17 protein-coding genes are annotated in these 21,039 nt (G+C 36.5%); 1 reads left to right on the top strand and 16 read right to left on the bottom strand.

Translation table 11 applies throughout. The annotated features are described in order from the left end of the window. Nucleotides 1–6 precede the first annotated feature (6 nt). The 16 genes from NPE20_RS01230 to NPE20_RS01155 form a co-directional block, all read right to left on the bottom strand. Nucleotides 7–984: a glycosyltransferase gene (locus NPE20_RS01230; protein WP_256536770.1), complete on the bottom strand. Its 978-nt coding sequence runs from the start codon at nucleotides 982–984 to the stop codon at nucleotides 7–9. Between the two features lie 3 nt (nucleotides 985–987). Next, nucleotides 988–2,160 carry a glycosyltransferase family 4 protein gene (locus tag NPE20_RS01225; RefSeq protein ID WP_256536769.1) on the bottom strand — a complete coding sequence of 391 codons (1,173 nt, stop codon included), beginning with the start codon at nucleotides 2,158–2,160 and terminating at the stop codon, nucleotides 988–990. A gap of 110 nt (nucleotides 2,161–2,270) precedes the next feature. Then, nucleotides 2,271–3,449, bottom strand: a complete 1,179-nt coding sequence (locus NPE20_RS01220; RefSeq protein WP_256536768.1) for a hypothetical protein — start codon at nucleotides 3,447–3,449, stop codon at nucleotides 2,271–2,273. A gap of 168 nt (nucleotides 3,450–3,617) precedes the next feature. Continuing rightward, nucleotides 3,618–4,679 (bottom strand): glycosyltransferase, encoded by a 1,062-nt coding sequence (locus NPE20_RS01215; RefSeq protein WP_256536767.1) that lies wholly within the window; start codon nucleotides 4,677–4,679, stop codon nucleotides 3,618–3,620. 80 nt (nucleotides 4,680–4,759) lie between these two features. Continuing rightward, nucleotides 4,760–5,821: an NAD-dependent epimerase/dehydratase family protein gene (locus NPE20_RS01210; RefSeq protein WP_256536766.1), complete on the bottom strand. Its 1,062-nt coding sequence runs from the start codon at nucleotides 5,819–5,821 to the stop codon at nucleotides 4,760–4,762. Between the two features lie 30 nt (nucleotides 5,822–5,851). Beyond that, the gene (gene asnB / locus NPE20_RS01205; protein ID WP_256536765.1) at nucleotides 5,852–7,696 is read right to left on the bottom strand and encodes an asparagine synthase (glutamine-hydrolyzing); all 1,845 of its coding nucleotides are present in this window, start codon (nucleotides 7,694–7,696) and stop codon (nucleotides 5,852–5,854) included. A gap of 27 nt (nucleotides 7,697–7,723) precedes the next feature. Next, complete coding sequence (locus NPE20_RS01200) at nucleotides 7,724–8,782, bottom strand: glycosyltransferase (protein ID WP_256536764.1); 1,059 nt, start codon at nucleotides 8,780–8,782, stop codon at nucleotides 7,724–7,726. After that, entirely contained in the window at nucleotides 8,779–9,918 is a 1,140-nt protein-coding gene (locus tag NPE20_RS01195) for an O-antigen ligase family protein (protein ID WP_256536763.1), read from the bottom strand. The genes NPE20_RS01200 and NPE20_RS01195 overlap by 4 nt, the downstream gene beginning before the upstream one ends. A gap of 83 nt (nucleotides 9,919–10,001) precedes the next feature. Continuing rightward, nucleotides 10,002–11,456, bottom strand: a complete 1,455-nt coding sequence (locus NPE20_RS01190; RefSeq protein ID WP_256536762.1) for a lipopolysaccharide biosynthesis protein — start codon at nucleotides 11,454–11,456, stop codon at nucleotides 10,002–10,004. Then, complete coding sequence (locus tag NPE20_RS01185; protein ID WP_256536761.1) at nucleotides 11,431–12,453, bottom strand: SDR family oxidoreductase; 1,023 nt, start codon at nucleotides 12,451–12,453, stop codon at nucleotides 11,431–11,433. The genes NPE20_RS01190 and NPE20_RS01185 overlap by 26 nt, the downstream gene beginning before the upstream one ends. Before the next feature lie 20 nt (nucleotides 12,454–12,473). Beyond that, nucleotides 12,474–13,775 (bottom strand): nucleotide sugar dehydrogenase, encoded by a 1,302-nt coding sequence (locus tag NPE20_RS01180; protein ID WP_256536760.1) that lies wholly within the window; start codon nucleotides 13,773–13,775, stop codon nucleotides 12,474–12,476. 12 nt (nucleotides 13,776–13,787) lie between these two features. Beyond that, nucleotides 13,788–14,312 (bottom strand): UpxY family transcription antiterminator, encoded by a 525-nt coding sequence (locus tag NPE20_RS01175; protein ID WP_256536759.1) that lies wholly within the window; start codon nucleotides 14,310–14,312, stop codon nucleotides 13,788–13,790. Between the two features lie 320 nt (nucleotides 14,313–14,632). Further along, nucleotides 14,633–16,894 (bottom strand): GumC family protein, encoded by a 2,262-nt coding sequence (locus NPE20_RS01170; protein ID WP_256536758.1) that lies wholly within the window; start codon nucleotides 16,892–16,894, stop codon nucleotides 14,633–14,635. 34 nt (nucleotides 16,895–16,928) lie between these two features. Continuing rightward, complete coding sequence (locus NPE20_RS01165; protein ID WP_256536757.1) at nucleotides 16,929–17,585, bottom strand: polysaccharide biosynthesis/export family protein; 657 nt, start codon at nucleotides 17,583–17,585, stop codon at nucleotides 16,929–16,931. Between the two features lie 498 nt (nucleotides 17,586–18,083). After that, nucleotides 18,084–19,199: a right-handed parallel beta-helix repeat-containing protein gene (locus tag NPE20_RS01160; RefSeq protein ID WP_256536756.1), complete on the bottom strand. Its 1,116-nt coding sequence runs from the start codon at nucleotides 19,197–19,199 to the stop codon at nucleotides 18,084–18,086. Beyond that, a complete protein-coding gene (locus NPE20_RS01155) occupies nucleotides 19,199–19,588 on the bottom strand; it encodes a response regulator (RefSeq protein WP_256536755.1) in 390 nt (129 codons plus the stop codon). The genes NPE20_RS01160 and NPE20_RS01155 overlap by 1 nt, the downstream gene beginning before the upstream one ends. A gap of 201 nt (nucleotides 19,589–19,789) precedes the next feature. On the opposite strand from NPE20_RS01155, the gene NPE20_RS01150 reads away from it, so the two are divergent. After that, on the top strand, nucleotides 19,790–20,980 hold the full coding sequence (locus tag NPE20_RS01150; protein ID WP_256536754.1) for a right-handed parallel beta-helix repeat-containing protein: 1,191 nt from the start codon (nucleotides 19,790–19,792) through the stop codon (nucleotides 20,978–20,980). The last annotated feature ends 59 nt before the right edge of the window (nucleotides 20,981–21,039 follow it).

Genomic DNA, 21,039 nt, shown 5'->3' with positions numbered 1-21,039 from the left:
TAACTGTTACCTTTTAGAAAGCAGGTATCTTATTGGTTTTGCGGGGAATATATATAGTAAAACCAATTTTAAGTAGCTTAAATAATCTTTCAGGTTATTTTTTTCACGGAAGGCCTTGTATAAGTATTTAAAAGGAATACCCTTTTTAACATTCTGGTTAAAATAAGCGGTGTTGGCTAATCCTCTCCAGTATACGGCCATATAATTTGGTAATAAGTTTGCACCGCTATTATAAGCGGCCAGCGTGTTTTTTATTCTAATAGTTTCCTGATCTATCGTTTCGTTATCAGCTTTATGGAGATAAATTAGCTGTTTAATTTTATTGTATGCCGCTTGTCCTTCATTTTTTTTGTTGTTAGTAACCGGTAACATCCTGAAGTAGTAGAGCGGTTCTTGTAATACCTTTATTTTACTTCCCTTGCTAATCATACGCAGCCACAACTCTCCGTCTTGCGAGTAATAGAACCGGGTGTCGTACAAACCGGCTGCTATGATCTTATCACGCTTTATTAATGCGGAACCGTGCGGGAAAATGGCTTTTCGGTTAAGCAGCGTAGATTTAAAATCTGTTATTTTACTGTGGTGGATAGTTTTGCAAACCAGCTCACTATTTAAATCGATTATGTAACAATCTGAACCAATGATATCAATATCGGGGTTAAGCTGGGCATAATGAAGTTGTTTTTTTAGTCGGCAAATTCCGGATATGTCGTCAGCATCTTGCCGGGCAATATATTTTCCTTTAGCTAAAAGGATCCCTTTATTTAAAGAGGTTGGCAAGCCAAGGTTTCGCTCGTTTTTTATCAGAACTATTCTTTTATCTACAAGCGCGTAATCCTCTAATATTTGAACTGAACCATCGGTTGATCCATCATCTATAATGATAAATTCAAATTCTTTAAAGGTTTGTTCCAATATGGAATCTACTGCCTCGTTTAAATACCGTTTGGCGTTAAACACAGACATTACTACAGATACTTGCATATTTTAGAACTTGGTTGAAACGTGTGTGTTACTTGTGGAAACAGGTCTGCTAAAAGGAGTATTTATGTATTTAGCATTTATAGCATCTTTAAAGAGCTCAAACTCTTTACGAATATTTGTATCAAGTTCGCAATTGTTGCTAACCCAACTAACTGCATTATCACTTAGTTTTTTAGCTAATAAAGCGTCGTTTTTTATGAGAAGTAATTTCTTTTGAATATCGTCGGCGTCTCTTTCTACCAGCAATCCGTTCCGTTCATTATCTATACATTCTCTGATACCCGGTACATTGGTGCCTATACATGGAATGCCGCATGCCATTGCTTCAAGTAAACTTTTAGGGCAACCTTCATAATCTGATAATATAAGGAAGGCGCGGGCTTTGTTGTAATAGGCGGGCAATTCAGTATTATTAACACATTCCAGCCATGTAATTTTGTCGTTGTTTAGGGTACTATCAATTACATCTTTAGCAAGTGCCCCGCGGCCAATGATCAAGGCTTTTAAGGAAGCCTGGGTAATAGTTTCTAACAGAAGATTGATGTTTTTTAGTTTTTCCAGCCGCCCAACAAAAATCACATCATACTCTTTCTCTGTTGGCTGTGGTTTAAATATGCTTTGGTCGATGGAATTGCACATACACAATATTTTATTGTTGGGTATATGATAAGTTTCGCTAATAAATTCTTTAGCTGCAATTGAGGTTACAATCAGTTTATCAGAGAATCGAAAGAAGATCTTTTCCCTGATGCTTTTAATTTTGCTGAGAGGTTGAAAATGAGAACGGTAGTAGCCCATTCTTATAACCAGGGGGATACTAAACAGAAACTTCAGTATAAGCCCAAACCGGCCGGCGGCAAACTGATTGGTTTTTGCAAGTATAACGTGTTTAAAATGGTCGCGATAATACCATGGGGCCAGGGTTTCGTATATCAAATTTTGCAATTTGAAAGGCAGGCTTGCCGGTATCCACGATGGTATGGTTAAAACCTCAATATCAGGATGATCTTCAACCAGGTGCTGGTCATTTCTGCCATAACTAAATATGAGCAGCTTAAGCCCGGCAGCTTTAATTAAAGAGTTGTAAATGTCAATTTCCCTGTTTAATTGACCAATCGCCTTCCATTTCTGTAAGCTCATGTTGGGCGTCATCAGTAGTAATAATGTATCTTTCATAATATCAATATATTAACCAACCGAGACGAGGGAAGTAAATAAGCCGCACAGCCGGGTGCCATTATTTATAATGACAACCCGGCCGCAGCTTATAACTATGAACTATGAATTTAGAAAGTAAGCGAGTAGTTCGCTTCCCTGTTTATATTGGTCTTGTAAGTAAATAACGATAAAATAGAGGCATCACTTAAATTAATACCATTAATATCTTGTACCGTAGGGTTTGTGATAGTCAGTTTAATTGTTTTTACCAATATGTTAGTTTGTATTGGTGTTAAAGTGTTTTTTCTCCAGAATGGATTGGTAATAGTAACGGGACCTGTTACAGTTTCGCTACCTACCTGGCGTGTAAGTGTAGCACTTACCTTAAGAGCAACTTTTGAGCTTTTATCAATATGGTTTGCAATTTTTAAACCGATGGTTTTATTTGGACCACCAAATAAACTTCTGAAACCTGCTTGTATACCGTATCCGGGGTTATACTCGGTTCTGGCATTGTTTATAGTAACGTTTTGTATTTCATCTGTATAGTATGACGGCTCTATATCGATACCTGCATATGGTGATATACCGTTACTGTAAGCGCAATAAGGAGCTTCTAAAATTAAACCAATAACGCTGGTTACCGAAATACCGTTTCGGCGGTTGTATGTACAATTTGCATTATTTATGATAATATTTCTATTGGTAATTTTATCTGTTGCACCTAAGTAGATACCATCGCCCCAGCAGTTACTTACAATTGGAGCATTTATAGTAATGTTAGAAGACCCGTAGATTGTTATTCCCTGGCCCCATTCGCCAGTTGAACCCAAGTGTTTATATCTGTCTCCTACAACTACCGGGTTGTTTAAAGTAACATTTGTTGCTTTATATATCCGGATGGCATTATAGTTTGTAGCTGATGTTGGCTTCTGTATAATTTTACCGCCTGTTAAAAAGCTTACTTTTCTATTTGATGGAATAATTATTCCCGTGTTGTTCACCATTATAGGGAAGGCTGGGAATGTTACATCAGCATATTTGTTAATTGCTGCTTGTATGTAACTTGTGTAATCTCTCGATCCGTCTTTAACATAGCCACTCGGAAGGCTATTTTCTATTCTGTAACTTGTAGAGGAAACGGTTGTAATTGTTTCCAGGGTTGGGGGCAGATCAGCTAGTTCTGATTTTTTAAGGTCTGGTGTTGTTTGTACTTCATCTTTTTTGCATCGGCTAAATGATAATAGGGTTAATAATAATAAGAATTTTAAAACAGTTGTTTGGCTTTTGTGTTTTGTTTGAATCATGCTTTTTAAATTTAACTAAGCCTTAAACGCACCTTTTTTGCGCTATGTTGCCAGTTAAACCTATCAGCACCCCTGTTTAAAAAGTAATTTTAATGAGAAAGGTTTATAAGTATGTATGATATCATTATTAAAAAAAACTTTACCGTTTAATCTTTAGAGCTTTAAGCTCTATTTTAATACCTTACCAAAAGTATTTTTTATAGGGAAAATACTTGGATTAGAAAGATCATTTTTTAAGTTTCCGATCTGTTTCATGAGCCGATTTACAAAATTTTGCGGGTCGCGACCTGCTAAATATCCATCAAGAAGTCTCCGATCCTGAGGTTTTTGTATCTCCAAACAGGTATTTATAGCCCTTTGTAAGGCATATATATTCCCGGTTTCTACCTTTAAAATTGACGGTATTTCTGCTATACCACCGGCGCAAAGTGTTGAAACCACTAATGTATTTAACGCTATCATTTGCAATAAGGTATTAGGAAACCCTTCTTCTATAGAAGATACTACACAAACTTTTGCGTATTTGAAATAAACATAAGGGTTAGCTACATGCCCCATTAAAATAACGCTTCCTTCAAGCCCAAGCTGATGTATTTGTTGCTGAAGGTTATCCCTCTCGGGGCCTTCACCCAAAATAACCAATTTAAGATCTTTTCTCTTTTCAACTATAGGTTTAAAGGCATTAATAAGTAACGAAAAACCCTTTATAGGGATAAGCCTGCCTGCGGCGCAAATAAACTCAAAGTTAAAAGGCATTTCTCCTTTTAATGCATCACCTTTTATGGCTTTTAAATCCATTGGGTTAGCCAATGTAATTACCTTACTTGCGGGGATAAATGAGTTATATTTAACAAACTGTGCACGCATAAGCTCTGTTTGACAGATAATAAATTTTACAGCAGGATACCCTAATTTATATGCTAATACGTAGCTAAGTTTTTTTAGCCCCTTAAACCGGCTAAAAATTGTTGTTGATTCCCTTACTACAATCTCTGATCTTAAAAATCCAATTCGTTTTAAAAAACCCAGGTAAGCATTCAAATACACAGCAGAGCTTAAAATAACATATCCCTTACGATACTTAACAAGCTTACAAATTAAAAATATATATCCAAAAATCAAAGACTTATTGCTAACAAAATCGCTATCACTGTTAACTGCTTTTGATAGTATATTAACGTTATCTTTTAGTAAAAAAAGTTGCTTCGCACAGGCGGCATTTGCTATCATTTGCAAACACTGTTCGGCCCCTCCCGCTCTGTTTGAAAGGGATACAATAAGCAATGGTTTAGATATAGGTAACAAAATTATTATGAATTTACTTTAACCAATTCGGCCGGTGCATAAAACTCTTTATACCACTTAATAAAGTTCTTTACACCCTCTTCAATAGTAACTTTAGGCAAATAGTTGTATGCCTCATATAGTTCATCAACATTTGCCCATGTTTCTGCTACATCGCCATCCTGCATTGGGACAAATTTCTTTTTAGCTGTGATACCTAAATTCTTTTCAATCTCGGCAACAAAGTCTAATAGTTTTACAGGGCTCCCTTTACCAATATTAAATATGCTTGATGGCACATCATTGTTGCCGCCACCAGATTGATACTTATGATTATATGGGCTTTCGATAATTTTTACTATGCCTCTTACAATATCATCTATATAGGTAAAATCACGCTTCATCTCGCCCATATTAAAAACACTTATGGGTTTATGATCTATTATCGCTTTAGTAAAAAGATACATAGCCATATCTGGTCTTCCCCATGGGCCGTACACTGTAAAAAAACGCAGGCCTGTGGTTGGCAAATTATATAAATGACTATAACAGTGCGCCATTAATTCATTTGCTTTTTTGGTAGCGGCATAAATAGAAGCCGGATGATTTGTTGGTTGGTTAGTAGAAAACGGCATCTCTTTATTTAGCCCGTATACACTTGACGAGCTTGCATAAACAAGATGCTTAATTGAGTATAACCTACTCATTTCTAACACATTTAAAAAGCCGGTTATATTTGAATCTATATAAAGGTGCGGATTGGTTAAGCTATATCTTACACCAGCTTGCGCAGCCAGGTTACATACAATATCAAAAGAATAATCAGCAAATATATCCTGAAGCTGATTTTTATCGATCAGGTCCATTTTGATAAATGTAAAGTTGGAATAATATTCGCTTTTAAGAGGTGCTGAAGCAACTATGCTATCCTGTTTAATTCCAAGTTCGGCCAGGCGGCCATACTTTAAATTGATATCATAATAATCATTTATATTATCAATACCGACTATTTCAATAGGACAGTTAACTAAATGCTTCACCAAATGAAAACCGATAAAGCCGGCACATCCTGTAATTAATATCTTCATTACTATTGTGTTTGAGTTGGTAATAATCTGCTACAATACCAGGGCATTAGATGGGGTGCTAACCTGCACTTGCGATTCCAGCCACTGGCTTAACACCAGTAAGCTCCAGATACGGGGTGCCCTGTTCCACTTCCCGTCCATATGCTCTCCTATCATTTGCATAGTTGCGCTAACATTTATGCCTGGTATGTTGGTTAATTTTTGTGGGGTAAGCGTATCAAGTACATATTCTTTCAGCTCGTTTCTGAACCATTTTTCAAGCGGTACCGAAAAGCCTGATTTTGGCCGGGTATAATACTCGGCAGGGACCTTTTTAAATAAAATATCTTTCAGGATACGCTTTTGAACCAGCTTATTCATCTTAAAAGAGGTAGGTAAGCTTTGGGCAAATTCTACAACGCGATGATCCATTAAAGGTGATCGGGTTTCTATGGCATAAGCCATAGAGCCGCGGTCTACCTTTGTATTTATATCGTTATTTAAATATGTTTTAAGGTCATAATCAGAAATCCTCTCTAATAAAGGCTTGCGGCGGTTATATAACCAAAATCTATCTATCTGTGCAAAAGCAGGTTCAGGATCAAGCATGTACGAGTGATCCATACCACTGCAAATTTTTATGTAGAGCTGGGCTAAATCTTTTTGCATCAACCCCATTGCCAATAACTTGTGCCTGTAATTAGGCGAAAGACTTAGAAACCAACCCATTGCCTTACGAAGAATTAACGGGCAATTGTAAAACGGCTGTATTTTTCTCATCCAGTTATACCGGCTATACCCCAAAAAGCTTTCGTCTCCACCATCACCTGTTAAGGCTACGGTAACATAGGGCTTGGTATGTGAAGCCAGCAACATACCTGGTAATGCGCTCGAATCTGCAAATGGCTCGTCATAATATTTAGAAAAGCCTTCTATCATTTGTATCCCTTCCTGATAGGTGCAATCTATTGTATGATGATTTGTACCAATATGAGCAGCTATTTTTTGGGATGCTGCACTTTCATCAAATCCCTTTTCATCAAACCGTACATTAAATGTTTTTACCGATTTATGATGAGAGGCTGCAATAGCTGCTATTAATGACGAATCGATACCAGATGAAAGAAACACGCCTAACGGAACGTCTGCATTCATCCTTATTTTTACGGCGTCTTCTAAAATATCCTGAAGCTGATCTACCGCGTCGTTGTATGTTCCGGTAAACTTTTCGCTCCATTTGTAGTCAATATTCCAATACCGCGTTATCTTAAGATCCTGATTTTCTATTTTATAGGTAAAATAACAGCCTGCCGGTAATTTTTTTACTCCTTTATAAATACAGGTTGAGTTAGGAATACAACTCCAAAAATGGAATGCATTAATTGCTTCGGGGTCAATGCTAAGCTTTTTACCTTCGGCTATTACAGATGGCTGACTGGCAAATTCAAAGCCTGAATGATCGTCGTAATAATAAAAAGGTTTTTTTCCTAAGCGATCCCGGGCGCCAAAAAAGGTGTTGTTTATTACATCATAAATAACGAATGCGAACATGCCGTTAAAATGAGTAACACAGTTTGTACCGTAGGCCAAATAAGCGGCACAAATTACCTCTGTATCTGATAGTGTGGTGAAATTATACCCTTCTTTTATCAGCTTGTTTTTAAGGTATTGATAGTTGTAGATCTCACCGTTAAATACAATGCGTAAATGCGCGTAATTAAAAGGTTGGTTTGATCTGTAATCCAAATCAATAATTGATAACCTTGTATGGCCTAAGGTAATACCATCTTGTTTCTGAAATGCTACATTGTCTGGACCGCGAAATTTAATACGCTCTAATTTTGCACGTATCAAAGTATCGTTATACTCAAAGGTACTGCCAAAAATTCCACACATTACTTAAAAATTAAAATGAATACTGAATTAGAAATTGATCAGTTCCTGGTATCTGTTTGCAATTTTATCTACTGCAAATCGCTGGGCAATATCATCGCGGATGGCCATTGTATCCCATTCTTTTTCGGCGGCCTTTATAAGATAATTTCTAAATACAGGAGGTGTATCCTGCTCAATAATGTAACCGTTAAAACCTGGCCGAACCAATTCAGTTATCCCTCCTACATTAAACGCCACTACTGGTATGCCTACAGCCAACGCCTCAAGCGCAGCATTAGGGAAACCTTCGGTATAAGATGTAAGTACAAAAACATGATGGTTGCTAATAACCTCGGTAACGTTGCGGATCCTCCCCAGCATAAAAACCCTATCCTGCAAATTAAGCTGTTTAACGGTTTCTATTATTGTTTCCATTAATGGCCCGTCACCGGCAATTGTTAACTGATAATCGGCCGGAAGCTCTGAAAAAATTTCGAGCAGGCGATGATGACCTTTTTCGGGCACCAACCTGGCCACAATTAAAATTTTCTTATATGATCCCTTATCTGCAGGCGCATCAATATTTAAAGGTATGATTACCGGATTTGGAATTATTGTGAGTTTATTTTCTTTTATCCCAAAATTATTGATAAACGATTTTTGCATTTCGTCCGACTGGCAAATAACCACCTTAAACCTCCTGTAAAAAATATTTATCAGCATTTCCCACATCTTTGAACTCCTGTCTCCGATGGTTAACATCTGGTGGAAAATATTAGATTCTCTCGCGATTATAATAGGGACATTAACAAAAAAAGAAACAAGGGATACTAATAAATTTATATGCGCTGCTGTACTAAAAATAGCATAGGGTTTTTCCTTTTTTATAAACTTATACAGTTTTAAAAATGACCTGGATGCTTTGATAGTATTTAAATCAATGATCCTTATTGGCAAGTCTGTTGAAAGATGTGGGTTAACACCATTCAAAATAACCAGGCTCACATCATATTTATCCCTGTCAAAAGACTGGCTTAACAGCCAAAAAACCCGCTCTGATCCGCCTGCAACTAGCGAACTAACTATGAAAAAAACCTTCTTTTTCATACATCTGTATTTAAATCATATTTGTGCAAAATAGCAGCATATAAAAACACAGTGGGGCCGTTTGCATTTACCAACCAGGCATTATGGAACAGTGAATTGATAGATATGGCCAATAGTGAAAAACATAAGGCCACAAATAACTTGTGTTGGGGCTTTCGTATATTAAATGCAGCAAACTTAAATGCTTTAAAAGCAGGGTAATACAAACCTAATAGTAAAGCAATACCTACAAAAGGCCCCAGATAAGTAAAAAACATTAAGTAAGCATTGTGAGATGTAATGCCGCTTGAAAAAACATAACTCCCGGTTATAGCATCCTTCCATTGCTTTCCATAAAACACCAGCCCAAATGGATAATCTGCGTATATTTTTAAATTCTCGAAAAAGAGCTCTGATCTGTTTTCTCCATTTTCGGTGTTTCGGTTTGTTTTATCTAAGATGTTATCGCTGGTGCTTGCGTATGGTTTAAGCACCAATAAAAAGAAGAGTAAACAACCAACCAGCGTTGCACCTAATATAGGTATAGCTCTTTCTTTATAATAAAATAAGGTAAAACCTATTACAGATAATCCAAAAGCTATTAGTGCTGATCTTTGCATACCATACCAGGCGGCTATAAGACAAGCAAACAATGCAACTACAGGCAAAAACATACTTCTTTTCCATAAAAATGCTGCAACTATTGTAAAGCTGGTAAATGCAGCCAACTGATAACCAAAAGTAAATATTGTTGTACTTATTCCGGTAGGGCTCTGCGTTACAGGCGATCCTAACAACGTTGATCGTAAACTATCTACACGCTGAGGGAATAAATGGTCGGCCAGCATTATGCAAACAGATATTCCTAATAATATAAAGAATAAAAATACAGCTATTTTAAAACGGGCGTTATTATCTCCAATAAACGATTTAAAATACAACATGCACACAATAAATGTAATACAGTTTACAATAGCTGGTTTATAATCGTCCTGGCCAATAGCATAGTAGAGCAAATTGGCGGCTATAAAAAAGAAGGTTTCCCAGCCAAATTCAACCGTATAAAACTTCTTTACTGCAAAAAATAAGATCAGCGGAACACCAAACAAAAACGGGGTTGGCAGTTTAAAATAAGAATTAAGGAAGATATCTGCCATCAATGTATATTGATACATCAGTATCAAAAACAATATTATTCCTTTTTTAATCATTTTATTGAGTGACGTTACAGTATAAACAGTTAAGAAACAGTTTTAATTTTATTGGTTATGATCATGAAGATCCACCGTAGCTCTGGAAATTTCAGCAAATAGCTTGCTGCTAAATAGGTTAAAATGCCGCTTATACCTCCCAGTAATATGGCATAATATGGATTGAGTATTACCCTTGCAAGATTCAGTATCACTATTGCCATTATTGAACCAATTATAAACAGGGTAAATAATTTTTTATAACTGGCTATTCTGATGCTGGTGAAATACTGATTGATTACAAACGATATAAAGGAATTTATAACTATGCCGTAAACCAGTGTTTTAATCCCAAACTGGCAAAAAATAATAATGTTAATGGTTATAATAACCTTTTTAAGCACTTCCAGTTTAAATATCAGTTTGGTGCGGCCTTCAACTTTCATTAGGCTACCGTTAATAGTTTCCAGGATAAGAAATATACCCGAAAAACTCAATATTTGCAGCAGATCTGCAGAGAATAACCATTTTTTACCAAGCAATACCAACACCAGCGGGTGGGCCAAAAAACCTATTGTTATAATAATGGGGATTGATACAAATAATAACAAGCGCACAATCTTTTGGTAATTCTCAACCAGCCCTTCCCTGTTGTTTTGATATCTAACCAATATTGGATAAGTAACAGAGTCAACTACAGAAGAAATAGATAATACCGGCACCTCATATAACCTTTTAGCCTGATAAAAGTATCCCGAATAGGCAATGGAGAAAAACTTACCTATTAGCGGCTGATAAATATTGGCGTATATAATATTTACTAATGCCGTTAAAAATAAACCAAATCCAAATCCGTATAGTTCTTTAAATGATGCCCAGGAGAATTTAAGGCCTGGGAGCCATCCGGAAAACTTCCATAATAAAAGCATATAGAATATAGATTGGGATACTTGCAGTGTTAATAACGACCATACCCCAAACCCTTTCCAAGCTAATATTAAGGCAATTATAGTACTTAATATAGCTGCCAGGAACGATGCCCTTGTAACCAGTTTATATCTTAAATTTTTAACTAGTAAACTTTTATGAATTAAACTTACCGCGTTGACCAATACAGTTATGCTTAGTATTCTAATCAGCATAACAAGCGTTGGTTCGTGATAAAAATTAGCGATAACTGGTGCTAAGAAAAACAGCAATCCATAAAAAAACACCCCGGTGAAAATATTGAATAAGAAAAAGGTATTACAATCGGTATTGCTCAGATCTTGTTTCCTAATCAGTCCCCCTCCCATTCCGCTATCTACAAAGGCACTGGAAATGGACATGAAAATATAAAGTACACTTATAAGTCCAAAATCATGCGGGTCAAGCAGCCTGGCCAGCACCAGTGTGTTCATCAACACAATAACTTGTGATCCGAACTTATCAACCAGCGCCCACTTAAAGGCATTTACGCCTTCGCGCTGCAGTTGCCGGTCAGGAGGCCTGTTGTTCTCTTGCATACCAGTGAATAGCTTCCTGAAGACCTTGTGCGATATTATAATGCGGCTGATAGTCTAATAACCTTACCGCTTTATCAATACTTGCAAGTGAATGCGCTATATCACCCGCCCTTTCAGGCCCGTATTTAATTTGCACATCCCCAATCTGAGGATCAATTTCTGCCAAATATTTCTTAAGCAGATTTATTAATTCGTTTAGTGTTGTACGTTCGCCAACGGCCACATTATATACCTGGTTAACAGCTGTTAAGTCATCAGTTAACGCGGCTTTAATGTTCATTTGCACTACATTATCAATGTAGGTAAAATCGCGGGATGTGCTGCCATCGCCATTAATAACCGGGCTTTCATAATTCATAAGTTGCTTTACAAATTTGGGAATAACTGCAGCATAAGCGCCCTCTGGGTTTTGCCGTTTACCAAATACATTAAAATAACGCAGGCCAATAGTTTCCAAGTTAAAAACATCTGCAAATACACTTGCGTAAAGTTCATTAACATATTTGGTGATAGCATATGGCGATAATGGTTTGCCAATACGCTCTTCAACCTTAGGCAGTTCGGCACTGTCACCATAAGTAGATGAAGAAGCGGCATAAACTACTCTTTTTACGTTTTCTTTACTTGATGCAAGCATCACATTTAAAAACCCGGAGATGTTAACCTCATTAGTTGTTACCGGATCTGCAATTGACCTTGGTACCGACCCCAAAGCGGCCTGATGTAACACAAAATCCATTCCTTTAACAGCCATTTCACAGGTGTCATAATCTCTTATGTCACCTTCTATTAATTCGAAATTACTATGCAGGAAAAATCTGTCTACATTTTCTCTAAGGCCTGTCGAAAAATTATCCAGCACACGAACATGACCAGCTCCGTACTTTAAAAGGTACTCAACCAGATTTGTTCCGATAAACCCCGCGCCTCCTGTTACTAAAAATGAATAGTTAGATAATTCCTTATCACCGTGATAAGGTAAACTGTAGTTGGTCATATTGTTTTTATAGTTAAAGGTTACAAACGAAAATTCACCACGTTATCCGGCAGGGTTGCCTTAAGATCATACACAACAGTATGCTTCATAAGCATTGGCTTAATGTCAATATCCTTAAAGGCTTTATGAGCAACGGCCATAATAATAGCATCATACTTTTTGGGGGTGCCATTATTACTGTCAAATTCAATTCCGTACTCTTCTTCTACTTTTTGCACGTTAACCCATGGGTCTTGAATAAAAACCTTGGCTTGATAACTTTTAAGCCGGTTAACGATATCAATAACTTTTGTATTACGGGTATCCGGGCAGTCTTCTTTAAAAGTAAAGCCCAGTATTAATATTTTACTATTTAATACCTGTATGCCATTTAACAGCATGTATTTGATCAATTCATCGGCTACGTAACTGCCCATGCCATCATTTAACCTTCTTCCGGCTAAAATTATTTCGGGGTGATATCCAACCTCCTGCGCTTTTTGTGCCAGATAATACGGGTCTACCCCTATACAGTGGCCTCCTACTAAGCCTGGTTTAAATTGTAAGAAATTCCATTTAGTACCGGCAGCTGTTAAAACTTCGCTTGTACTAATACCCAGTCTATTAAAAATCTTGGCTAATTCATTCACAAAAGCAATATTTATATCCCGCTGAGCATTTTCAATCACTTTTGCAGCTTCAGCCACTTTTATAGATGAGGCCTTATGGGTTCCTGCTTTAATAATAGACCTGTATAAACTATCTACACGTTCAGCGGTTTCTTCGGTAGATCCTGATGTAACCTTTTTGATAAGAGAAACGGTATGTTCTTTATCGCCCGGATTGATCCGCTCAGGAGAGTATCCGGCAAAAAAATCAACGTTAAATTTTAATCCCGAATGTTTTTCAAGCACAGGCACGCATTCCTGCTCTGTTACCCCAGGATATACCGTTGACTCATAAACAACGATATCACCTTTTTTTAACATTTTGCCAACCATGCCGCTCGCTTTAAAAAGCGGGGTTAAATCGGGGCGGTTGTTTTTATCAACCGGCGTTGGTACTGTTATTATAAATACAGAACAATTTCTTGTCTGCTCCATTTGGGTGGTAAGATATAACCCTTTTGTGGTGGTGCAATCAAAAGTAACTACGTCCTGCAATTCTTCAGGGGTAATTTCTAATGTACGGTCGCGGTATTCTTTAAGGTCATTTATCCGCGTTGTGCTGGTATCCATTCCAAAAACTTTATATTGTTTTGCAAATTCTACAGCCAACGGAAGGCCAACATATCCCAATCCTATAATTGCTATTTTAGGGTTATCAATAATCTGATTATTCATAAAAGTTTAGTGTTAAGCGATAATGATATTATTAACCGGCACCCTGGCTACCAAATAACAACCAAGATTATCAAGCATCATTAGCACATGTTTACCTTGAATTTCTATTATCTCACCTTCGTGGTTATTAAAGGCGCCATTTTTTATCCTGACTTTATCCCCAACAGATAAGTTATTAAGGCTAACAACCTCCATATCCGGGCAAATATTTAAGAAGTGACGAATATCTTCGATCACCTTATCCTGAACTTCTGCCGGTTTGCCCTGGTAGTATATAAAATTTATAACACCAAGGGTTTGCCTTACTTTGCATTCTTCAAGGGCGTTTACCTTTGTGAATACATAAGAGGCAAATAGCGGAACCTCCACTATTTTTTTTCGATCAGCCCATTGATTCTCTATCTTTCTTACAGGGCAGTAAGATATTATACCCTGCGTATCTAATAGCTGACTTACTTTTTTCTCCCAGCGTGGGCGGGTATAGATGACCAACCAACGCCTGGACAAGTTCTTTTTTGTGATGTAAACCAATTCCATAATATTTTTTGTTTAAGAAAATTCCTGGACAGATACTAAAAAATCGTTTTCTTAGTTTAGGTATAGTGGTGGTATATGGCTTCGCCATCTCGGTTACATGCCGATTAGCTAACTTTTTATTTTTTTGAAGGCCAAAGGACCCTTCTGTTTTTTTGAAGGCTAAAAACCTTCTGTTTTTGGGGCACACAGTAAGCAGTGGCATTAATTACCGGAGCTTTCTGTTTTAGGATCGGCTTATAATTTTGGTATAGTGACGATAACAGGCCAGTTTTATCTGGCATCAAAAGGACATTACTTACAATATATTATCCCGAATAATATTATTCCGAATAAACGTAATCAGTACTTGCATATCCGTAATTTTCTAAATTTTCGGGCCGTGCATCGTTTAAAACAATCATTGGGTTGGTGAGCTTACTATTTTTAAATATGTCTTCAATTGTATTCAGGTACATCTTATTGGTATAATTATACCTCACCACGTAAAGCGTAGCATCTACGTGCCTTTCAAAACTAAAGGCATCAGCAACAAGGCCAACCGGCGACGTATCTATAATGATATAATCAAACTTCTTTTTCAGCGTTTCAAAAAGCTGATCTAGCTTCGGATTAAGTAATTCTTCTGACGGATCTTGCGGCAGTTTCCCACTTCCAATTACCCACAAGTTGTTCGCCACTCCTGATGGTCTGATAATATCAGATAAATTGGTGTCTTCTGAATTTAAATATTCTGTTATTCCAGGCTTGCTGTCTAGTTTCAATCTATTTAATAAGTCCGGCTTCCGCAAATCAAACTCAAGCAACACAACATTTTTATCTGTAAGGGCTAATGTTGCACCAAGATTTAAGCTAACGAAGGTTTTACCTTCCCCTTGCATGCTTGAAGTTACCATTAGTACCCTGCTGACACCATTTGTAGTATCACAATTTAAATTTACCCTGATGTACTTAAACAGCTCGGATATATTTGTACGACTGCCCTTTTTTACTACCAAACTCATCTTATCTTTTGAGTGGCTTAGCTCTCCCAATATGCGTACGCTTGGCAAAAGTTTTAACTCGCTTACGTGCTGCACTTTTTTATTTAAATGCTCTTTACCCTGTATAACAAAGGCAGGTACTATAAGTCCTAAAATAAATGAGTATAAGATTATCAGCGGTTTTTTAGGGCTATCCGGGCCATCGCCTGTATTGGGGCTGTTTATTACCTGCGCATCTGTTTGTGCAGCAGTTAATGAAAGCGCAGTTTCTTCGCGTTTTTGTACCAGGTAAGCAAACAAGCTTTCTTTAACATCCTGCTGCCTGTTACGTTGTAGCAATTCCTTCTCAATTGTAGGCACTGTTTTAACCTTCGATTCAAACCTGGCAGTATTTGAGGCCAAATTATTATAGCTTAACTGCAAGCCTTTTTTAATATTCCGCAGATTCTCCTGGATGCTTTGTTTTAGGTTAATTAATTGCTGTTTTGCATTAATTACCAGTGGGTTATTTGGTTCATTTACACCCAATAAGTTCTGATAGTCGAGCTGCAGGCTATTATACCTGTTAATAAGTGCTGATAAAGTTGCATCCTGAATAGCCAGTGTACTCGGAACTAAAGTAGATTGGTTTACCGATTGATTAAAGTAAGTTTCAGTGGCGTCAAGCATTTTTAACTGAAGATCTATTTTCCCTAATTCAGAGCTATAATCATCGGCCCGGTGCAAATTAACCTGGGCATCAGCATTTACATCTGTAACCATGTTATTTTGCTTGTATTGGGCAACATTTTGTTCTACTGTAGATAAATCTCTACCCAAATACTTAATACGGTCATCAATAAATTGGATTGTGGCCAGGGCAAGCTTACTTTTGCTTTCTACATTATTTTGATTGTAAGCTGTTATTAGGGTGTTAAGTATATCTATCCCTCTTTGAGATATTGCATCACTTACACCTAAAGAAATAGTATTTGCATCTTTTATTACCGGTGCTATTTCTAACCTGCCATTGGCATAAGCCCGGGCCATTGATTTTAAGTTATTAAATTTAAAATAAATTGGTTTGTTGGTTATTTTAAAAGTTGAGGATTTAAATACCCTGCACTCATATTGTGGTTCGCGGATAAGTTGGCCGAACTGATAGGTTACCGCTCTTTCGTCTTTATCTGCTAAATATGTAAATGTACTATCATCTAAAATAACAATTTTGGGTTCAATATCGTAAGCTCCATTGTATAGTTTAGTTATGGCTACTTTAACCGGCACGTCGCGCCCGTATATTTCCTTTTCTCTAAACGTTCCATTGGTATAATAACGGCTGTCTAATGATAGTTGCTTGAAAACTTTTTCTAACAAGTTATATGATTTTAACAGCTGGATCTCATTATCAACGTTCTTAACGGTGTGAAACATATTCAGATCACTAAAAGCGGTTTGTTTAAGCATCCCGTCACCTTTTTTGTCGTCCTGAATTAGTATGGTTGCAGTTACTTTGTAAACGGGCGTGGCATACATTATATACAACACTGCCAAGCCGATAAAGAATACTACACTTATTAAAAAGTAATACCAGTGTTTAAGATATTTAGGCAAATTTTTCATTTCTTACAGTTATGTTTTATACTTAAATAATTTTTTAGTTTCTTAATAAGATGCTCACAACAACTGCAATAACAGACATAGAAGCTGCAATTATTGGTATAAAACGATTGTTTTGATCTGTTTGAAGTAATTTTGCTTTTTCCGGCTCTACATATACGATATCGTTTTGTTTCAGGTAATAATATTTTGATTCAAAAATTTCACTGCTGTTTAGGTTTATCCTTTCGGTTGTTCTCACCCCATTAGTTTCGCGAACAATTAGTACGTTATTTCTTTTGGCATATGGCGTCATATCGCCGGCTAAACCAAGTGCACCTAACAAGGTTATACTTTCATCATTAACTGTATAAGTACCCGGCCGCAGCACTTCGCCAATTACGGTAACCTTAAAGTTGATAAAATCAAGGTTTACAACCGGGTTTTTAGTATAATCGCTTAAGATCTTAACTAATTTAACTTTGGCCTCCTCTACTGTCAGCCCTCCTAATTTAACCTGGCCTAAAACAGGGAAGCTTATCTCGCCCGCCTTATCTACCCGGTAACCAGATTTTATAAGATCATAATTATTACTATTTGTATAACTTATATTGTTAAACAAAGTATTAGACTCTGCACTTATTGTATTAACTCTAATATTGAGCAAATCGTTAGGCTGTATTCTGGGTTCGCTATCTTCCAATAATTTGGTCACATTTTTTGTGTATTTGGTACTATTTTGCATATCGCTGAAATACACCAAATTCCTGTTGGTACTGCATGATCCTGTTATTAATGGGAGACACAGAATAACCCAGATAAACCTGTTCAATTTTGTAATTTTCGTGCTCATATTATTGTCTATTTCTTTATGTTGAAACAAACTTATATATTAAATACGCAAGGTAAAATACCCTTTACATGATTGTATAACAAGTCGTGCATCCGATACACTTTTTATCACACTTTCGTGTATAAAAAATTTCAAACGAAAATAAAACAGGTCACATTTAACTATAAAGAACTGTTATACAATGTAAAAAGCTTTTATTTTACACCTATTTAACAAATTGAAAACATTAGAAAGAATGAAAACCGAATAAGTTAAACACACTAAGCATAACAATTAACTACACAATAAAAGTGTAACATGACCATTGCCGGAAATAATAATATGATATCTATTACATTAATAATTCCGGGAAATAATAAGTTAAAATCTGACGCTAATTTGTGCTTCTTTATTCACGTTTGGACCGGCTGTAAGACGATCAAATATTGCACTGCGCGTTAAGCTGTTTCCCCGCAGATCTGTTACCCTTGGCGTGCTTATAAATAGTTTTAAATTGGGGTCGTATAGAATTGCCCGCATGGCGCAATTTGAATTTTTTGCCCACACCGGGTTTGTAACGGTAATGCTTCCGGTAACTGTCTCGGCTAGCTTTCGCCTGCTTAGGTAATTATGAATTTTAAGAGCAATCCCAGACCCTTTATCCTTATGGCGAATAATGGCTATATCAATGTTTTTAGATGACATACCATACAAATTTTTTATCCCTATAGAAATACCAGATCCAACGTTGTCTTCGGTAGATGGATCTATTACATTAATCTGTTGAAGTTCATCAAAAGGGTTGTTTGGTTCAAAATTAATACCACACATAGGCAAAGTACCATTAGTGCCGGTAACATGCGGTGATATTATTGTTAAACGCCTGGCAGTAATTATTGAAACCCCATCTCTTCGGCAGTTACTTATTTCGGGCTCTTTTATTAAAACATTATAATTCGGCGGGCCGTTTCCACCGGCATTTCCCAGGTAAATCCCATCTCCCCAGCAATCAACAATTTTTATATTATTTAAGGTAATGTTGCTGCACGAATAAATACCTAAGCCCATTCCCCATTCTCCCCTGGTATCTTTATGTGTGTATCTGTCTCCTTTTATAAACAAACCGTTTATAATAACATTTACAGCCCTTTCCATTTTGATGATGTTATATCTTTTTTTATCAGAGCCTTTTAGCCGTATTTCGCTACCCGGTAAAAAGGTGAGTGTTTTGTTTGAGCCAATGAGCAGCCCGTTATCATTTACCAATAATGGAAAGGAAGGAAAAAGTAAATTTTTGTGCTCATATATGGCAGCCTGCAATGCTGAAGTATAATCTACACTACCATCGCGTACATAATTTTTTGGCAAGCTGTTAATTACCTCATATACATTATCAACAGGAGCCTGCTCAATGTAATTATTGGGTACATTGAATGTACAAAACAGTTGAATGGCTATATTAAATAGTAGCCCGCCAGTTTTAAAAATAAAGATCATTATTCAGGGGTTTGTGCTATTTCCATCAGTATTTCCCGGGTAACAGGTTTAACAAAATATGCTTTTACAAATTCATATTCTTTTGAACATGCTAAATCCTTGGGGTCTATAGAAGATGAAACGATATAAATAATAATTTTTTTACTCAACAACGGATATATTTCTTTTAACATTTCCAAAAATTTCAAGCCCGTCATTTTTGGCATATACAGATCACTAATTATAACATCAGGAAGGTTGTTAACTGTATTTCTGTTTTTTTCAAGATAATCCAATACCTCGGTTGCGTTAAAATAGAAGCTAGGTTCAAATAGCTGATACTTACTAAGCATAAGTTGCATAATACGGTGATACATTGGGTCATCATCAATTACCAGCACCTTTTTCATGGTTATACTAAACTATTATTATGCATCACTAAATTACTCCTATCTTTTGTAATTAAATTTCTAAACGTTATACAATTTCCGAACATAATACGGCTCAAGTTAAACTATAATAATAGTATTTGGCTTGAACAAATAATTACACATTAATGTGCCTAAAATTGCTTATCAGCCCTATAACATAAGCTTGTAATTTTGGGCCCTATGAAAGCAAAAAACTTTACTTTTAGAATTAAGCAATTATTGGTAATACCAATCCTACTTGCACAAACTATTGTTTATCAGGGATGTAAAAAAGAAAACGTAGATGACCTTGCAGTCGACAAGTACGACACCGCAAAGAGTCCTTTTCTTAAAACAAAATTTAGCGCAACCGCTATCCCTGTTACAGGTTATGATGTAACACGTTCTTTACCATCAAACTATGTAAGAGATGGGTCCAGAGACTACACCGCTTATTTGCAGGATGCAATAAACAAGAATTCTGAAATAGTTTTCCCGGCATTCCCCATCATGGTTAATGATAAAGGGTTGCTCATTGGGTCTAATAAAACAATTACATTTTTGACGGGCTCTCAGCTACTGTTAAAACCTACATCAAGCGGTAACTATACCATATTAAGAATTTCAAATGCAGGAAATATTACTTTAAACAACCCAGTACTTGTTGGAGATAAAAATAACCATATTGGGGACAATGGAGAATGGGGACAAGGGCTGGGCTTATATGGGGCTTATAACATTACTATAAACGGTATACGTGTTACTAATTGCTGGGGAGATGGTATTTATTTGGCAGCAAAAGATAAGATCACTAATAAAAACATTAAAATTTATAACGCCTATTGCAGAAATAACCGCAGAAATGGCATCTCTGTAACCAGTGTTGACGGGCTGCTTTTAGAAGCACCATATGCTGGATATAGTGACGGAACCCCGCCTTCGGCCGGTATTGACTTTGAAGCCGAGACATATACTGATGAATTTAAAAACATTGTTATAAATAGCGCCAGGACTGAATATAATTCAGGCCCGGGTTTGATGATCGGTTTCAGAAGCTTATATGGTGGCCCTAATAAAACAATAGGTTTTCAGATCAATGCTCATATGGACAAGGGCTCAAGCGTTGGTTTCAAAACAAGTGCTATACTTACACGCCAGGTAGCTAATGAAACTGTTACCGGCAACCTTAATATTATTAACCCATACTGGAGGAAAAACACATTAAGTCCATTACAGGCAAACCTGCTGGTTAGAACCATTCAGTTAAAAATTGTTGATCCGGTTATACAAGATATAGATGGTAATCAATTGTCAGATGCTTCTGTATACTCAGTACTTACATATAAGTATAACCTTAATTTAAGTTCAAACTATTTAATTTCTTTCTTATAATGATTAGGACGATTACCTACTGCCCTCATTAGTGCTAAAGCAATTAATTTGGTCTGTAC

The organism is Mucilaginibacter aquariorum (assembly GCF_024498135.1).
GTDB classification, from domain to species: Bacteria; Bacteroidota; Bacteroidia; order Sphingobacteriales; family Sphingobacteriaceae; genus Mucilaginibacter; species Mucilaginibacter aquariorum.
Note: the sequence above shows the minus strand (reverse complement) of the source record. Positions and strands in the feature narration are given on the sequence as shown.

Bases quoted from the DNA above. Each gene is read 5' to 3' on its own strand.
- NPE20_RS01220 (WP_256536768.1), bottom strand. From the start codon at position 3,449: ATGATTCAAACAAAACACAAAAGCCAAACAACTGTTTTAAAATTCTTA.
- NPE20_RS01210 (WP_256536766.1), bottom strand. From the start codon at position 5,821: ATGAAGATATTAATTACAGGATGTGCCGGCTTTATCGGTTTTCATTTG.
- NPE20_RS01150 (WP_256536754.1), top strand. From the start codon at position 19,790: ATGAAAGCAAAAAACTTTACTTTTAGAATTAAGCAATTATTGGTAATA.
- NPE20_RS01230 (WP_256536770.1), bottom strand. From the start codon at position 984: ATGCAAGTATCTGTAGTAATGTCTGTGTTTAACGCCAAACGGTATTTA.
- NPE20_RS01170 (WP_256536758.1), bottom strand. From the start codon at position 16,894: ATGAAAAATTTGCCTAAATATCTTAAACACTGGTATTACTTTTTAATA.
- NPE20_RS01200 (WP_256536764.1), bottom strand. From the start codon at position 8,782: ATGAAAAAGAAGGTTTTTTTCATAGTTAGTTCGCTAGTTGCAGGCGGA.
- NPE20_RS01180 (WP_256536760.1), bottom strand. From the start codon at position 13,775: ATGAATAATCAGATTATTGATAACCCTAAAATAGCAATTATAGGATTG.
- NPE20_RS01190 (WP_256536762.1), bottom strand. From the start codon at position 11,456: ATGCAAGAGAACAACAGGCCTCCTGACCGGCAACTGCAGCGCGAAGGC.
- NPE20_RS01215 (WP_256536767.1), bottom strand. From the start codon at position 4,679: ATGATAGCAAATGCCGCCTGTGCGAAGCAACTTTTTTTACTAAAAGAT.
- NPE20_RS01160 (WP_256536756.1), bottom strand. From the start codon at position 19,199: ATGATCTTTATTTTTAAAACTGGCGGGCTACTATTTAATATAGCCATT.
- NPE20_RS01225 (WP_256536769.1), bottom strand. From the start codon at position 2,160: ATGAAAGATACATTATTACTACTGATGACGCCCAACATGAGCTTACAG.
- NPE20_RS01185 (WP_256536761.1), bottom strand. From the start codon at position 12,453: ATGACCAACTACAGTTTACCTTATCACGGTGATAAGGAATTATCTAAC.
- NPE20_RS01195 (WP_256536763.1), bottom strand. From the start codon at position 9,918: ATGGCAGATATCTTCCTTAATTCTTATTTTAAACTGCCAACCCCGTTT.
- NPE20_RS01155 (WP_256536755.1), bottom strand. From the start codon at position 19,588: ATGAAAAAGGTGCTGGTAATTGATGATGACCCAATGTATCACCGTATT.
- asnB (WP_256536765.1), bottom strand. From the start codon at position 7,696: ATGTGTGGAATTTTTGGCAGTACCTTTGAGTATAACGATACTTTGATA.
- NPE20_RS01175 (WP_256536759.1), bottom strand. From the start codon at position 14,312: ATGGAATTGGTTTACATCACAAAAAAGAACTTGTCCAGGCGTTGGTTG.